The sequence below is a fragment of the Akkermansia massiliensis genome (assembly GCF_023516715.1).
Classification (GTDB): Bacteria; Verrucomicrobiota; Verrucomicrobiia; order Verrucomicrobiales; family Akkermansiaceae; genus Akkermansia; species Akkermansia massiliensis.
The window spans coordinates 144,689-160,003 of the sequence record NZ_JAMGSI010000002.1 but is presented as its reverse complement, the minus strand read 5'-3'; the positions used below and the strand labels follow the sequence as shown (position 1 = coordinate 160,003).

Sequence of the window (15,315 nt, the reverse complement as noted above, 5' to 3'; positions counted from 1 at the left end):
TTTTTTGCAAATGACGGGAGTGGTGCTGCGAGGAAAGCTGCGCCCGCGGGGAATGAACGCGGAGCGCCTCAGTATTGTCTTGCAGTCAATAGAGAAATTAAAATCCCATGTTCCCCGTTAAATGTTTTTTCTTTTCCGCTTCCGTTGTTTTATTCCTCATGTGCGCGTTTGCTCCGGCCGGGCGTGCGGAGGCGAAGATTGAGGACGTCGCCTCGTTCAAGGGGGCGCAGGTGACCGGAGTAACGGTGTCGGACAAGGGCAGGATTTTTGTCAATTTTCCCCGCTGGCGGGAGCAGATTCCGTGCTCCGTGGCGGAGGTCCGCAAGGACGGCAGCTATACCCCTTATCCGGATGAGAAAACCAACCGGTGGGAGAAGGGAATGCCCGGAGACGGAGATGCGTTTGTGTGCGTGCAGTCCGTGGTTGCGGACGGAGACAGGCTTTATGTGATTGATACGAAGAATCCCATGATCGGCAAGACTGTCGCCGTTCCTGCATTGTACGTGTATGACCTCAATACGGACAAGCTTGTCAGGAAGTATCCCCTGGCGGAATCCACCAGCCCGGATTCCTATGTTAATGACCTGCGCGTGGACCGTGAGCATGGCAAAATTTATTTTACGGATTCCAACGATCCGGGGTTGATCGTCCTGGACATGAAGAGCGGAGAGAATTATCGAATGCTGGACCATCACCCCTATACGACGGCGGAACAGGACCATGTCACCGTTGAGGGGAAGAGGCATGACGGAAAAGTCCATGCCGACGGGATTGCCCTGGACCGGAAGAACGGCATCCTGTATTTCCACGCCCTGACGGGTAAAACCCTGTATGGAATACCCACCCGCCAACTGATTGACCGGAAGGTGGATGAAAGCAGGATTTTTTCCATGAAAACGCCTTCCCCGGACGGCATGATCATGGACGACCGGGGCAACCTTTACATGGGGGACCTGGAAGAGAACCGCATTGTCTATCTCACTCCGGACCGCAAGGAGATCAAGGTTCTGGCTTCCGGGGACGGAATCAGCTGGCCGGACACGTTCAGCATTCATGACGGGTACCTGTATTTCACCAATTCCCGCATTCAGGAAGCCAGCGGGGATATTTCCAAGATGGAGTTTACGCTGAAAAGGGTGAAGCTGCCGGAATAAGCGGCCTGGGCGGAGCGGAGGATGGCTGAGCCTCCGGCATCTGTGCCGTGAAACCGCTTGCGCCCTGCCGCCCTCCGCCGGAACCGCGACGTGGCTTGCCCCTGTTCCGGAGGTATTCTTCATCTTCCTTTACATGACAGGCGCCCCGGGCTACAGTCCCCGCGTTTTTCAGGAAGGCAATGATTCTTTTCAACTGTGACTACAGTGAAGGCGCCCATGCGGATATTCTCCGCAGGCTGGCGGAAACGAATATGGAACAGACAGCCGGGTATGGGGAGGACCCCTATTGCGACCGGGCCCGGGAGCTGATCGCTAATTTGTGCGGCAGAACGGACCTGGACATTCATTTCCTCATTGGAGGAACCCAGACCAATTTCACGGTGATTGCGGCGGCCTTGCGCCCCCATCAATGCGTGCTGTGCGCGGATGCGGGCCATATCAACGTCCATGAGTCGGGAGCGGTGGAGGCGTGCGGCCACAAGGTTTCCGCCATTCCATCCCTGGACGGGAAGCTGACGGCCCGGCAGATTGAGGATGCGTGGCACGCCCATTGGGACGACGAAACCCATGAACACATGCCTCAGCCCCGGATGGTTTATATTTCCCAGCCGACGGAGCTGGGGACCATTTATTCCCGGAGGGAACTTCAGGAGATTTCCGAAGTCTGCCGCCGCCGGGGGCTGTACCTGTATATGGACGGCGCGCGCCTCGGCTACGGCTTGTGCGATGAAGGCAATGATCTGGATCTGCCGGCAATTGCCTCCCTCTGCGACGCCTTTTACATCGGCGGCACGAAGGTCGGCGCCCTGTTCGGGGAAGCCCTGGTGCTGCGCCATGATGCCCTGAAGGAGGATTTCCGCTACATTGCCAAGCAGAAGGGCGGCCGGCTCGCGAAAGGGAGGCTTCTGGGCATCCAGTTTCTGGAGCTGTTCCGTGACGGCCTTTATTTCCGCCTGGGGGCCCACGCGGACCGTCTGGCCGTGATGCTCCGGGATTTCTGCCGCGCCAGGGGACTGGCGCTCCCCGTTGCCAGCGGGACGAACCAGCAGTTCGTCACGATGCCCGATTACGTCCTGGATGAGTTGGGGAAGAAGTACGGCTTTGCCTACCTGCGCCGGGAGGACCCCTCCCACAGTACCGTGCGTTTCTGCACGAGCTGGGCCACGCGGGAGGAAGACGTGCGGGAGTTGATGGCAGATATCGGCCGTTTGTGCTGAGGTGTTCCCGTTTCCGGGGAGCGCCGGGGTACCTGCACCGGGTTTCATTGTCTGCGGGGGCAGGGGGAAGATCGTTCTCCGGCTCATCCCTGGGAAGCGGTATTGAGCTTTCCGGAATGCGGAAGGGCGGGGATGGCACGGATATGTCCTTGACCGTGCAGCAACCATGGCCGGGGGGACGCGTCCTCCGCCCGGCATGGAATAAATTTTCCGGAAGGATGCTCCGGCTGCGATTTTGGCTGTAAAAGGCTTTTTCATGGTGTATAGGTGGCTTCTGTTGAAACAGAGGCGTTCCGTACGCCGTACTATCATAGCCATGGAACCCTTACTCTCTCCCGACAGCAAACGCATTTATGTGGTGGACGCCCTGCGCGGTTTTGCCGTGATGGCAATCATGCTGCTGCATTTTCTGGAACATTTCATCTACAATTCCTATCCCGTGGCTTCCTCCCCGGTGATGGAGGCGGCCAACCAGCAGTTCAAGGACGCTTTTTTCTTCCTGTTTGCCGGAAAGTCCTACACCATTTTCGCCCTGTTGTTCGGGTTCACCTTTGCCATCCAGTACCGCAACCAGGCCCGGAAGGGCCGTGACTTTGCGGGCAGGTTTGTCTGGCGCATGTGCCTGCTGGCGGTGTTCGCCTGCATGAATGCGGTGTTTTTTCCGGGCGGAGACGTGCTGCTGACCTTCGCCATCGCAGGGCTGCTCCTGGTGCCGTGCCGCCGGCTGAAGACTTCCACTCTGGTGGTATTATCCCTGTTCTTCCTGGCCCAGCCCCTGGAATGGGCGTATGCGGCAGCGCAGTGGGTGAGTCCGGCCTGGGCGCCTCCCTCCCTGGCTGTTGCGGAATCGTACGCTGCCCTGAAAACGGCTGTGGATACGGGCAATTTCTGGCTGATGGCGTGGGAGAACCTGACGGTGGGGCAGTGGGCAAGCCTGGCCTGGGGCATTGAGGCGGGGCGCCTGATGCAGGCTCCGGGACTGTTTCTGCTGGGGTTCGTGCTGGGGCGGCAGGATTTCTTTTTGCAGAATGACCGGAATGCCATGTTCTGGACCCGGGGGATGCTTCTTTCCCTGGCCGGAGCCGTGGCGTTTTATGTGGTGATGTCCCTGCCGGATTTGCCTGCCCCGGTGCACACCGTGTTCACCATGTGGCACAATGTCTGCTTTACCGGCGTGTGGGTAGCCGGGTTCGTCCTGCTGTACCGGCTGGAATATTTCAGGAAAGTGACGGTTCCTCTGCTGACTTATGGACGCATGAGCCTGACCAACTATGTCTCCCAGTCTCTGATAGGCTCCCTGATTTTCTTCCCGTACGCGCTGGGGCTGGCTCCTTATTGCGGGTATCTGGCCAGCTTTACAATCGGCTGCGCCGCCATGGCCGGGCAGATATGGTTCTGCCGCTGGTGGCTGGAGCGGCACCGTTACGGGGTGCTGGAAGGGCTGTGGCACCGGGCAACCTGGCTGGGCGCCGGAAAGGCGGCCAAGCCGGAAGCCCGGTAGAAACGGTGATTTTCTCCGGTACAGGTTATTTTGCCGGTACCTGGTCGTAAAAGACGAGGGACGCTTTTTCCAGCGTGTGCTGCCAGAGCTGGAAGCCTACCTGGGCGGCCGGGGTATCCGGAGCCACGGGCAGCGATGCCGTATCCAGCGCATAAACGGTGACCAGGTACAGGTGCCACCCGTGGCCCGGGGGAGGGAAGCTGCCGCTGTAGCCCGCGAATCCGGCGTCATTGCGAATTTGGACCGCCTGCTCCGGCATCAGGCGGGTGGCCGGATTTCCGGCATCCGCGTGCAGTTCCCTGACGGAGGCGGGAATGTTGACGGCCAGCCAGTGCCAGAATCCGCTTCCGGTAGGCGCGTCCCGGTCATGGATGGTAACGGCAAAGCTTTTTGTTCCTTCCGGCGGATTGGTCCAGAAGAGCTCGGGGGACTGATTGCCGCCGCCTATGCTGGTGTGCCGGTGGACAGGCGTGGCAACGCCGCCCAGGTCCTTGCTGTGGAGTGTAAATGATGAAGGCATAAGGTCAGGATTTTATTTCAGTGTTGTTCGTTCAAAATGAGGGGAAGGGTTCAGGAGATTGTGTGGAGGGGCTTGCTGCCGGGCTGTCCGGCGGCTTTCTCCCGGATGCTCCAGATTCATTCCTTGTTGATTTTTTCCTTCCAGTCGTGTTCGGTTGGTTCCCTGGTACGGGAAAGGGTGCCGTTCCAGATGGCGCTTTCCTTTGAAAGGGAGATGTAGTATTGCGTGGCGTATGGAAGGGCGGACGGACATCGGCGGCTTTTTCGGCCTGGAATTGCCGGAATACGGCAATTTCCCTCAGTGGCATCCCGGCCGGAGCGTGGCCGTGAATTCCGGCAGGCGCGCTTTGGAGTATATCCTGCGCCGCCTGGGGGGCGTGCGCCGTGTCCACGTGCCCCTTTATACGTGCGGAACGGTGCTGGAACCGATGGAACGGCTTCACATTCCCGTTATTCCTTACCGCATTGACGGGCATCTGGAGCCGGAAGAATTGCCGGAGCTGGAGGAAGGAGAATTCCTGCTGTATACAAACTACTTCGGCATCAAGGAGAAGTACGTGGACCGGCTGGCCTCCCGGTATGGCGGCAGGCTGGTTGTGGACAATGCGCTGGCCTTGTATTCTCCCGCCCGTCCCGGCGTGGCGTCCCTGTACAGTCCGCGCAAGTTTTCCGGCCTTCCGGACGGGGGAATCGCCGTCATGGACGCAGACCAGCCGCTGCCGGAACCGGAGGAACGGGATGAGTCTCTGCCGGATGCCGCCTTTCTGCTGGGATGCCTGGAACGTGGGCCGGAAAGGGCTTCCGCCGCCTGCGGACGGAACGAACGGAGGCTGGAAAACGCCCCCCTGCGGAAAATGTCCCGTCTGACGGAGCGGTTAATGCGCGGAATTGATTACGAGCAGGCGCGATTGCGCCGCATGGACAATTTCCTGTTTCTGCACGAAAGGCTGGGACATCTGAACCGCCTTTCCGTGGAGCCGGATTCCTTGTCCGCTCCATTTTGCTATCCGTTTTGGACGGCTTTTCCCGAGCTGAGGAATGTGCTGATTGATGAACGCATCCTGGTTCCCCTGCTGTGGCCGGAGGTGCTGGAACAGGCCCCGGAGGGCAGCCTGGAACGGAAGCTGGCGCTGCATCTTCTGCCGCTTCCCGTGGACCAGCGCTGCGGGCCGCAGGACATGGAGCGCGTCGTCCGGACCGTGGAGAATTTTTATTCCTGAAACAAGGAGGAACTATTTTGTTAGAGCGGCAATAAGACGTTGACGGTGTGAATGGAATGCTCTAACATTTTTGAATGTCCGACTATCTCTCTTCTCTGGGCTATCCTTTCCGTGGAAGGCCCATGGTTTTTGCCTTTGCCGTCCTCATTGTATGGGCCATGTTCCTGGCGGCCTGGGCGCCCCTCATCGGCTGGATTGCCATTTTTTGTTTCCTGCAACCGTTCATGTGCGCCTTTTTCATGAAGATGGTGCAGCGGTCCGCCATGGGGGAGGAGGAAATCTGCCTCTTTCCGGAGTTGGAGGAATGGCTGGACGATCTGATGATGCCTTACATCCGGCTGGTGATGTGCATGGCAGTCTCCTTCCTGCCTCTGGTCATTTATCTGGGAGTGATGGACTGGGACATGGACAGCCCCCTTATCTGGCTGTTCATTGCGGCGGGTGCAGCTTATTTCCCGGGCGTTTTCATGAGGACTTCCGTGCTGGAAAGTTTTTCCGGGCTTTCTCCCGCGGGCTGGTGGGGGCTTGTCAGAAAGGCGCCTCTTCCCTATGCCGGGCTGCTCGGCGCCATCTGCGCGGGGGGATGGGTGATTCTGAGCCTTCCTTCCGGGTTTCTGATGGATTTTGCCATGGCGCCCGTGAAGCTGTATGTCGCCTGCGTGCTGATGAACATGTGCGGCTTGTTCATGCTCAAGCATGAATTTGCCGGGGAAGAGGAGGAGGGCGGTTTTTCCATCTCCGGTCCCGCCGCTTCATGACTGCCGCCGTTCCGGCAGCGCCGGGGAAAGTGAGGCTTATTTGGCAGACTCCCTGTCCAGATTGAGGATGCCCAGCACGGACATGTTCCCTTCCGCATCCTTGCCGGAGGGAAGGTAGACCTTGGCATTGTTCAGCATGTTTTCAAAGGCCTTGGCGCGGAGCACGTTCGGCCCCATGGCCTTTTCCTTCAGCGCCAGACCCGCCGCTTCCGCCCTGGCGGCTTCCAGGGAAGCTTCCGCGCGCGCTTTCCCCTGCATGACGATGACTTTGGCTTCCGCCTCGCCGCGTGCCAGATTAGCGTTCGCTTCCTGGCGCGCTATTTCCATTTTCATGGCTCCTTCCGCCTCCCCGCGTGCGCGCTGGATGGCGATGTCCTTCCGGGCGATTTGCAGCTCCGTCTCCTTCCGTTCATTTTCCTGGGTGGTCTGCACTTTCTTCACGACGGATTCAATGATGGCCTGCGGAGGATTGGTTTCTCCCACGGCTACGGAATCCACGATGAAGGGGGTGCCGTCCAGTCGCTTGCTCAACTGCGTGTAAACGTTGTCGGAAATCTTTTGCAGGCTGCCGGAGGCGTCCAGGGCGTTGTACTGGCTCAATTCCGCCCGTACGGCGGTGCGGAAGGGCTGCTGGATGAAATTCTTGTAGGCAAACAGCATGATCTCGTCCGCCACTTCGTCGTCATTGCGGCCGGAGCTCTGCGCGATGCCGCCGTAATCCTCCATGAATTCCTTCACTCGGGACGGGTCCAGGCGGTAAACCAGGGAGGCCTTGCAGGAGATGGGCAGTTTGTCCTTGCCCAGGATGGCGCCGCCGTTGCGGGCATCGAATTCCTCCACCGTGGTATCCGGCGTGATGGAAACCTTGCTGACTTCCCTCCGCCATACCCATCCCGTGGAGGATGGCCCGATCAGGATGCCCTCAAACTTGTTCTGGCCGAAAATGGGCTTGGAATAGACGTAGCCGGCAAAACCGGACAGCACGCGCTTGTTGCTGAAATTGTAAAAGGAGAAGGCCGCCGCACCCGCAGCAATGATGACAATGGCGGGAATGAGCAGGGAAAGGAAAGTTCTGGGAGTTTTATTCATGAGAGAGTAGTGGTTGTGACGGTTTCCAACATAAAAGGCACCCGGTGAAAATCAAGTTCTCTTTTTCCGTCCGGCCGCAGGGGAAATTCCGGTGAAGAGCGCGTTTCAGGAAAAGGAAGGCGGCAAAGTATGTCCTCCGCTGAACGGAGGAGAGAGGTGGAAATGTCTTATCCGGTAAAGGTTGTCCGTTCCCGTGCGGGATATTTCCAGCAGTGTTCCGGAGCGCCCTCCGCGGAGACGGGCCGCCATCTGATTTACAGTCATGAATGTAGCCATTACGGGTTCCAGCGGATTTATAGGCAGCCACTTGTCCAGCCGTCTTGCGGTGTTCGGGCATCAGGTGACGCCTTTGTGGCGCTATCTGTTCACGCAGGACAGCGTGGATTGCCTGGCGGAGGCTCTGGCGGGATGCCGCGCTGTCATCAATCTGGCCGGGGCGCCCATCGACCGGCGGTGGACGGACGCTTACAAGCAGGAACTGGTGGAGAGCCGCATTATGACCACCCGCAAGCTGGTGGAAGCGGTCAATCGCCTGCACGAACCTCCGGAAGTGATGATTTCCACTTCCGCCGTCGGGTATTACAGCCCGGCCGGCGGCTGCCATGGCGAACAGGACGATCCGGCGGCGGATTCCTTTCTGGCGGAATTGTGCGTGGCCTGGGAAAAGGAGGCGGAACTGGTGAACGACTCCGTGCGGCTGGTCCGCACCCGGTTTGGCGTAGTCCTTTCCCCGGATGGGGGAGCGCTCCCCAGAATGGTGCGCCCGGCCCGGTTCGGCATCACGGCGGCGGTAGGGAACCCGGACCATCCCTTTTCCTGGGTGGCGCTGGAGGACCTGGTGGATGCCCTGATTTTCATCATGGGGAAGGAGGACATTTCCGGCCCGGTCAATGTAACGGCTCCGGAACGCACCACCAACCGGGAATTTTACAAGGCTGCCGCAGAACATTTCCACACCCGCCTGTCCATCCATGTTCCGGACGCCGTCCTGCGCCTGCTGATGGGGGAAGCCTCCCAGGTGATTACCAACGGGCAGTGCGCCATTCCGGAGACGCTGATGCGGGAGGGATTTGAGTTTCAATATCCGGATATCCGCACCTTTTTTAACAAAGCATTCCCTGTCAAATCATGAGTATCATACAGACCATCGTTACTTCCCTGTTTCACGGCCATTCCGTCAAAACCGACCCCATGCCGGATTTCAATCTGGAACGTTATCTGGGGGAATGGCACGAAATCGCGCGCCTGGAAAATTGGTTTGAGCGCGGGCTTCGCAAGGTGCTTGCCCGGTATGACCATGGAGAGAACGGTACCATTTCCGTTACCAACAGCGGTTATGACGTCCGTACCGGGGAACGGAAGGAGGCTCATGCGAAGGCTGTGGTGGGAGACGCCCCCAATCATTTGAAAGTGTACTTCGTGCCGCTGGTGTACGGCCGGTATGAAGTGGCCTTTCTGGATGAGGATTACAGCCGCGCCGTGGTTTCCGGCGGTTCCCTGAATTACCTGTGGCTGCTGGCCCGGACGCCGCAGTTGAGGGATGAAGAGCTTCAGCCGATGCTCCATTGCGCGGAGGAACTGGGGTATGATACCTCCCAGCTGATTTACTCCAATTCCCTGGCTTCCACGGATAATGGCATTGGGCGGGATCTGTGAGGGATACCGTTCTTGAAATGGGAGTGCGGGGTAGGGATAACGGCTTTATGGAAGAGCCAAGCTCCTTTGTGGAAAAACGCCTCCGCTTCGCTTGGCAGTGAAGGCCGGGAGGCCTTCATTCCCAGGGATGTTTTTACCCAGTCCGGGGGAAGGCGTATTTTCTCCGTGTTTCCCGCTGGGCATCCGCCGGGAACAAGGGCCTTCCGGCCCTTGTAAAAAATGCCTCCGCTGTATTCCGGAACAGGTTCATCCATGAAGGCTGCCCGGCCGTAAAGCGGTTTCATGGCCCTTGTCAGGAATTTCCCGTAAGCGCCCCCATGGGCTCCTTCCTTTCTTCATTCTCCTGCTTTCAAGCTCTTCCCTCCAGCGGGCCCGTCTCCATGCACATAATTTAAAAAACGCAGCCATTCGTTGAAAAGCGCTTGCAATCGGGCGGCGGATGGCTATGTTCTCATTCATCCAAACATTGGATGTTTGGATGAATTACTTAAAGAAGGAGTAACAATGGATATTATTCATGACAACGCCGCTGATCTCAGCGCATTGAACGGCAAGACCGTTGCCGTGATCGGATATGGCGCCCAGGGCCGCGCCCAGGCACTTTGCATGCGTGACTCCGGTGTGAACGTGATTATCGGCGTTCGCCCCGGCAAGTCTTTTGACGCCGCCACCCAGGACGGGTTCCAGGTGATGACCGTAGCGGAAGCCGCGGACAAGGCGGACATCATCCACATTCTGCTGCCGGATGAAAGCCACGGCTCCGTGTATGAAGCTGAAATCAAGCCCCACCTGAAGGCCGGCAAGACGCTTTGCTGCTCCCACGGCTTTGCCTACGTGTTCAACACCATCGTCCCCCCCGCGGACGTGGACGTGATCATGGTGGCTCCCAAGGGACCGGGCACGGAAGTGCGCCGCGTGTTTGAAGAAGGCTTCGGCTGCCCCGGCCTCATCGCCGTGCACCAGAATCCCTCCGGCAAGGCCCGCGACGTGGCTCTCGCCATGGCCAAGGCTGAGGGCCTGACCCGCGGCGGCGTGCTGGAATGCACCATGGCCCAGGAAACGTACGAAGACCTGTTCGGCGAACAGAACGTGCTGTGCGGCGGCCTGGTGGACCTGATGAAATACGGCTTTGAAACCCTGACGGAAGCCGGTTATCCGCCGGAAATGGCCTACTTTGAATGCGTGCATGAAGCCAAGCTCATCGTGGACCTGATTTACAACGGCGGCATCCAGAAAATGAACTCCGTGATTTCCAACACCGCTGAATTCGGCGAGTACTACAACGGCCCTCAGATTCTGCCCGCCGACGTGAAGGAACGCATGAAGGAATCTCTCAAGCGCATTGAATCCGGCAAGTTCGCCAAGGACTGGCTGGAAGAAGCCGCCAAGGGTGCTCCCAACCTCAAGGCCAAGCGCGAAGCCCTGGGCCAGCACCCGGTGGAAATCGTGGGCGCCAAGATTCGCAGCCTGTTTGAAAGAAACTAAGGTTTCTTTTACGTTGATTACGGGCCGTTCCGCCGTATCCCGGAGGAACGGCCCGGACACTCCCGGGCTTTCCGCGGAAGCCCGCTATTTTTTCAGTTTATGGACAATTCCTTGCCGGCCGTCAATGTGGAGAATGCCAGGGTATACCTGGGCGGCCACGAAATCCTGCACAATATTTCCTGGCAGGTGCAGCGCGGAGAACGCTGCTTCATCCTGGGCGCGAACGGCGCCGGAAAGACGACGCTGGTCAAGGTGCTGATGGGGTTTGCATGGCCTCTCTTCGGCGCCAGAGTACAGGTGCTGGGCAAGACCTTCGGGCACGTGAATCTGCTGGAACTGCGCAAGTCCATCGCGTGGGTGAGCCCGTTCATGCACAAATGGCTGGAGGACGGCGCCTGGAACGGGCGCGACATGGTGCTTTCCGGCCCTGACGGCACTATTGGCCTTCTGCGGGAGCCGACGCCGGAAGAGGAAGAGAAAGCCGCCGGGATCATGAAATCCCTGAAGGCGCAGCATTTGATGGACAGGCCCGTGGTGGCCATGTCTTCCGGAGAACAGGTCAAGGTGCTCATTGCACGGGCGCTGATGACGAACCCGGAGCTGATGATCCTGGACGAACCCAGCGTTTACCTGGACCTGGCGGGACGCGAATTTTTACTGAAAACCATTGAGGAACTGGCGGAGACGCGGCCTGACCTGACCATCGTGTTCATTACCCAGCGTATTGAAGACATCCTCCCCGTATTCAACCGCGGCATGATTTTAAAGTCCGGTGAGATCGTGGCCCACGGAAGCCGGGACGAGGTGTTGACGGAGGAAAATCTAAAGGACGCCTTTGAACTGGATATCCAGTTGATCAAGACGGAGAAGGGACGCCTCTGGACTGTTATTCGCTAACTTTTCATGAAGAAATCCAAGACAATGGAGTTGAAGAAGCCTGTAAGAGTGTCCCTGTCCCGCCAGGTGCTCACCGCCATGGAATCCATGATACGGTCCGGCAAGTGGAAGGTGGGGGACCGCATTCCCGCGGAGGCGGAACTGGCCCGGGCTTTTTCCGTCAGCCACAACACCATCCGCGAGGCCCTTCAATCCCTGATTCACATGGGGATGCTGGAGGCCCGGCCCGGCGACGGCACGTATGTGATGGCATCAGACCGCTTTGCCGTTGCGGTGAGTAACCGCCTCAAGGAATCCGAACTGCCCCAGATTCTGGAAGCGCGGCTGGCTTTGGAAAAGGAGATTGCGCGGCTGGCCGCCGTTAAAAGGACGGAGGAGGATTTGAAGGAGCTGGAAAGCGCCCTGAAGGACTGCCATGCCAGGGTAAGGCCGGGCATTGAGGACGACATGCTGTTTCACGCCGCCGTGGCCCGCGCCACGCATAACCCGGTGCTTGCGGAATTGTACAACGTGGTGATCCGCCATGTGCAGGAGAATCTGGAAGGCCTGCTGCAGGAGAAGCAGTATGACGCCGGGGCCATGAAGCTGCATGACGACCTGCTGGATGCCATCCGGCAGCGGGAGGCGGACACGGCGGAAAACATTATTGTGAAGATCGTGGAGTTTGATACGGTCAGCATAGGCGGCCAATTCAGCGCCTGATATTCGGGTGTTGGGATGCTTGAACCGGCAGTTTGTCCGGTAACCGGAACGTTCCGGCGTCCTCCGCATGGCGGAAGCCGCCGTTTTTTGCGGAAAAGAGAATGGCGTTCCGGGAAAAAGAGGGGAAATAGCTTGGTAATTCATGGAGTACGATTAGTATTTTCAACTTTTTCTTTACATCTTCAAATAAATAAATTACCCGGATAAGGCAACGATATGCCAACTTCCCCTCCTTACCATGTTGTCTCTATTTCAAATATGTTCTATCGGCCTGATATTGATGGGCCACTGGTTTGGCGCTTTTGCCCAGGCCGGAGAAGATGTTCCTGATGAAGTACAGGCGCTGGAAATAAAATCGGAAACGACGTTGTGTTCTGCCGATTTCTATATTGCCAAAGAGCAGGGAAAGGATGTGGATGAGAAGACGGACAAGGAGCGCAAAAAACTCGGCATGGGGGAAGATGTTTTGTTGACTTTGACCGGAAAGCCCAAGGGGGATGTTTCTCAGTTGCAGTGGAAGATTACCAAAGGAGAAGCTCTTGCCTCTCTTCCCGAAAAAACCGAGGGGCTCGAAGAGGTTACATTGACGGTGAATAAGAGAATACAAAAGAAGGGAGAGGTGGAAGTCACCGTCACCACGAGTGAAGGCCTGGAAAAAACCATTGCCTTTGAGATTCTTGTACCGACAAAGCTGACGGCAGTTGTTCCCGTCAAGGCCGATCTTCCCAGTGATCACGATATCATTATTGTGGCTGCTGATGTTAAATTGACGGTGGAACCTACGGAGGTGAATTTTGGAAATATCCAACTGATTGAACGCGATGGAGGATTGACCTATGTCATGCCGACCCCTCCTCCCGATCCGCAAAAACATGAAATAAAATTGGGCGTCCCGCATACGGAGCATGGATGCGATGACCCCAGGAGCATTGAACAAAATAATTCATTCATTGACCGGGTGATATATATGGCAAATTATAACGCCATACATGGAGCTAAGTTGCCGCAGGAATGGTTTTGGACTTGCGATTGGAAAGTCCATGATGGGAAAGGCGGCAAAGAGTCGACCAGTGACGATATCCTCAAAGTGGAAACCGTGGAGCAGAGGTTCAAGGTTGAGTATGTGAAATTCGAAGGAATGGATGGAGAATTTGAAGAAATCCAAATTGCCATCAGGAAATTCGGTCGCGCCATATCCTATGATTTATGCTATCATCTAATGAATTATGAATATGTTTGGAAATAATCCAATGAAAGTGTTTACCTTTCTCGCCATGCTATGCTGTATGGTAGGGCTGGGACATGCCCTGCCTTCCCCGGTGTGCCTGGACCCGTTTAAATCTCCCCCTGCGGAGCTGTCCGGCTTGCGGGAGAAGCTGGCGCAAGGGCGGCTGGGGGAGTTTTATACAGAGGCACGCTCCGTGCTGGGCCAATGCGCTTCTGTTAGCAATAAGCAGATCACGCGGGAGGAGCTGGCGTTGCAGCTCTGGCTGTTCTATTATATCGCGGAAACTCCCCTTTATCCCGCCGACTACGACAAGGCGACGCCGGAGAGCATTTTTGACAATAATGATCATGCCGTCAAACATGACATGTTTTCCTTCCTCTACGTGATGAGCCGTGACGCCTCTCCGATGGCGCGCCGCCTCCATCTCCGGGGCAAGACGCTGTCCGACTTGCTGGCCACTTATGCGGCTTCCATCTATGCGCAGTTCCGGAACCGTTACGATCCGGATTTGGAGGAGAAGCACGAGGCTCTGAAAAAATCGTTCGTTCCGTTAAACCGGAAGTATTTGGAAGAAGAACTCAAGAAACGTGATATCGTTTGCAATGTCAATCCCCAGTATTACGTCTTTCTCAACAAGCTGGCAGTAAACAATATCAGGAATAAAAGGTTAAAAAATTATATTTCCGTTCCCAGAATGAAGTATTTTGTGGAAATGCTGGTGAACCTGTTTCCGGGTCAAAGCGGGGCGGTAAAGAACTACCTCCGGATGGCGGGCTATGCGGACAAGGAAATCCCGGACTTGATCAACCGGACGGTGGGGCGTACTCCGGCCACGGAATTTTTGTACAAGGGAATGCCTAGGGATGCGCAGAAGGTAAAGCCGTGAAGCAGGACAAACGCTTAAGGACAGCAGTTTCCCAAGGCAGACGGAATTTCCTTTCCGGACAACTTAAAGCCGTCTATCCCTTATTCCCGGAAAAACGGTATTTTTGTGGAGGATGGAGAGACCGGTAACGCTGTGATTTTTATGCTTTTCTGAACATAAAAGTTTGTTAGAATTCCGGGCATGACTACCCCTGTTGAATTGAAGTGTCCGATGTGCGGCGCGTTGCTGGCGATGGAAGATGTGAATATGGCCACGGATATGGCTTTATGCCGCGCCTGCAACAAGATAAGCAGGTTTTCAGAGCTTGTTCAGGAGGAAAGGGATGAGGAAATCCTTGATTCCATTCCCCGGCGCATGAGCGTGACAAAAACGGCACGGGGATTGGAAGTAACGTACAGGAAGCCCAAGGGAGCCGGATTTTTCCTGTTGCTGTTTGCACTGATTTGGAATGCTATTACATACGCCGCCATATTTGTGATGATGGGGAAAATGGCCCATGAGAGTTTATTCGGGCAATTGTTCCTGATTCCTTTCGTTCTGGTCGGGTTCGGTACGTTTTTGGGCGCCGTTTATGTGTTGTTCGGCCGTATGACGCTGACCCTGTCGCCCGGAACGGGAGAGCTGTTCCGCGGGGTTGGGAGCCTGGGCCGCCGCCAGCAGTTTCTTCTGGCGAAGGATTCCCGCATTTCCATTGAGGCGAGTAATATACAGCAGAATAATAAGGTGCTGAACAAGATTGTAGTGGAACAACCGGACGGCAAGCCGTTCGAGTTCGGTACAGGTATTGCGGAGAAGGAAGCCCAGCAGTATGTGGCGGCCCTTCTGCGGCAGATGAGAGGGTAGGGCTGCTGTTCCGGAATTCCAGGAAAGGTGAAGGAATGACAGGGGGAGCCGGCCTTTATTGCCGCCGGATTGGAAACGCCTTGATGGAGCTGTTTCTCCGGCAGCAGGGGGGCGTCTGTCCGTGGGAGCGGCGCGGAAGGAAAGGCTTCGTATCCATTTC

Annotated in this window: 15 protein-coding genes; 13 read left to right on the top strand and 2 right to left on the bottom strand. The window is 56.8% G+C overall.

Features of this window, described 5'->3' with window-relative positions; genetic code table 11:
- Positions 1–158: 158 nt before the first annotated feature.
- From M8N44_RS08410 to M8N44_RS08400, 3 genes are all read left to right on the top strand, one after another.
- Complete coding sequence (locus M8N44_RS08410) at positions 159–1,154, top strand: L-dopachrome tautomerase-related protein (RefSeq protein WP_180972870.1); 996 nt, start codon at positions 159–161, stop codon at positions 1,152–1,154.
- A gap of 179 nt (positions 1,155–1,333) precedes the next feature.
- Positions 1,334–2,371 carry a threonine aldolase family protein gene (locus M8N44_RS08405; protein ID WP_102728676.1) on the top strand — a complete coding sequence of 346 codons (1,038 nt, stop codon included), beginning with the start codon at positions 1,334–1,336 and terminating at the stop codon, positions 2,369–2,371.
- A 316-nt stretch (positions 2,372–2,687) separates the two neighbouring features.
- Positions 2,688–3,872: a DUF418 domain-containing protein gene (locus M8N44_RS08400; protein WP_102728677.1), complete on the top strand. Its 1,185-nt coding sequence runs from the start codon at positions 2,688–2,690 to the stop codon at positions 3,870–3,872.
- Positions 3,873–3,897: 25 nt separating this feature from the next.
- On the opposite strand, the gene M8N44_RS08395 is transcribed toward M8N44_RS08400, so the two are convergent.
- The gene (locus M8N44_RS08395) at positions 3,898–4,392 is read right to left on the bottom strand and encodes a YbhB/YbcL family Raf kinase inhibitor-like protein (RefSeq protein WP_102726516.1); all 495 of its coding nucleotides are present in this window, start codon (positions 4,390–4,392) and stop codon (positions 3,898–3,900) included.
- 232 nt (positions 4,393–4,624) lie between these two features.
- Between M8N44_RS08395 and M8N44_RS08390 the strand changes: the two genes are divergently transcribed.
- Together M8N44_RS08390 and M8N44_RS08385 are read left to right on the top strand one after the other, a co-directional pair.
- Positions 4,625–5,611, top strand: a complete 987-nt coding sequence (locus M8N44_RS08390; protein ID WP_102721255.1) for a hypothetical protein — start codon at positions 4,625–4,627, stop codon at positions 5,609–5,611.
- Between the two features lie 74 nt (positions 5,612–5,685).
- Positions 5,686–6,369: a hypothetical protein gene (locus M8N44_RS08385; RefSeq protein ID WP_102730239.1), complete on the top strand. Its 684-nt coding sequence runs from the start codon at positions 5,686–5,688 to the stop codon at positions 6,367–6,369.
- 36 nt (positions 6,370–6,405) lie between these two features.
- On the opposite strand, the gene M8N44_RS08380 is transcribed toward M8N44_RS08385, so the two are convergent.
- A complete protein-coding gene (locus tag M8N44_RS08380; RefSeq protein WP_022398151.1) occupies positions 6,406–7,458 on the bottom strand; it encodes an SPFH domain-containing protein in 1,053 nt (350 codons plus the stop codon).
- A gap of 262 nt (positions 7,459–7,720) precedes the next feature.
- Here M8N44_RS08380 and M8N44_RS08375 point away from each other — a divergent pair, with 262 nt between their 5' ends.
- The 8 genes from M8N44_RS08375 (at position 7,721) to M8N44_RS08340 (ending at position 15,155) form a co-directional block, all read left to right on the top strand.
- Positions 7,721–8,590: a TIGR01777 family oxidoreductase gene (locus tag M8N44_RS08375; RefSeq protein ID WP_102726513.1), complete on the top strand. Its 870-nt coding sequence runs from the start codon at positions 7,721–7,723 to the stop codon at positions 8,588–8,590.
- A complete protein-coding gene (locus M8N44_RS08370) occupies positions 8,587–9,114 on the top strand; it encodes a lipocalin family protein (protein ID WP_022398149.1) in 528 nt (175 codons plus the stop codon). The genes M8N44_RS08375 and M8N44_RS08370 overlap by 4 nt, the downstream gene beginning before the upstream one ends.
- 504 nt (positions 9,115–9,618) lie before the next feature.
- On the top strand, positions 9,619–10,599 hold the full coding sequence (gene ilvC, locus M8N44_RS08365; RefSeq protein ID WP_102726511.1) for a ketol-acid reductoisomerase: 981 nt from the start codon (positions 9,619–9,621) through the stop codon (positions 10,597–10,599).
- Between the two features lie 99 nt (positions 10,600–10,698).
- Positions 10,699–11,496, top strand: a complete 798-nt coding sequence (locus M8N44_RS08360) for an ABC transporter ATP-binding protein (RefSeq protein ID WP_022398147.1) — start codon at positions 10,699–10,701, stop codon at positions 11,494–11,496.
- 6 nt (positions 11,497–11,502) lie between these two features.
- Complete coding sequence (locus tag M8N44_RS08355) at positions 11,503–12,198, top strand: FadR/GntR family transcriptional regulator (RefSeq protein WP_022398146.1); 696 nt, start codon at positions 11,503–11,505, stop codon at positions 12,196–12,198.
- A gap of 280 nt (positions 12,199–12,478) precedes the next feature.
- On the top strand, positions 12,479–13,444 hold the full coding sequence (locus M8N44_RS08350) for a hypothetical protein (protein ID WP_102749294.1): 966 nt from the start codon (positions 12,479–12,481) through the stop codon (positions 13,442–13,444).
- Between the two features lie 4 nt (positions 13,445–13,448).
- Complete coding sequence (locus M8N44_RS08345) at positions 13,449–14,312, top strand: hypothetical protein (protein ID WP_146019518.1); 864 nt, start codon at positions 13,449–13,451, stop codon at positions 14,310–14,312.
- A gap of 180 nt (positions 14,313–14,492) precedes the next feature.
- On the top strand, positions 14,493–15,155 hold the full coding sequence (locus M8N44_RS08340) for a hypothetical protein (RefSeq protein WP_022398143.1): 663 nt from the start codon (positions 14,493–14,495) through the stop codon (positions 15,153–15,155).
- Positions 15,156–15,315: the final 160 nt, after the last annotated feature.